Source organism: Bacillus gaemokensis (assembly GCF_001590835.1).
Lineage (GTDB): Bacteria > Bacillota > Bacilli > Bacillales > Bacillaceae_G > Bacillus_A > Bacillus_A gaemokensis.
Genome location: NZ_LTAQ01000013.1, coordinates 1 through 342 on the forward strand (window position 1 = coordinate 1; position 342 = coordinate 342).

At 41.9% G+C, this 342-nt stretch carries 1 protein-coding gene; it reads left to right on the forward strand.

Annotated elements, in window-relative coordinates; all coding sequences use genetic code 11:
* Positions 1-342: serine hydrolase (locus AZF08_RS14120; RefSeq protein ID WP_153019532.1), on the forward strand; the 342-nt coding region annotated here is incomplete at both ends.

Genomic DNA, 342 nt, shown 5'->3' on the forward strand with positions numbered 1-342 from the left:
AAAATCGGATTATTGAACCGCTTGAATTGTCGAATACATTCCTACCTGGCAATTCAAGCGTTATTCCAGGCACCAAGCATGCCCGTGGATATKTCCAACCAGACGGAGCAAGTGAGCTAAAAGATGTTACTTATTATAACCCAAGTATAGGTAGCTCGGCTGGAGATATGATTTCTACTGCTGACGACTTAAACAAATTCTTCTCTTCCTTGCTCGGTGGCAAATTACTGAAGGAACAGCAACTAAAACAAATGCTTACTACAGTTCCTACAGGAAGTGCTGAAATCGGCGGATATGGTCTTGGAATCTATGAAACTAAGCTTCCAAACGGTGTCTCGATAT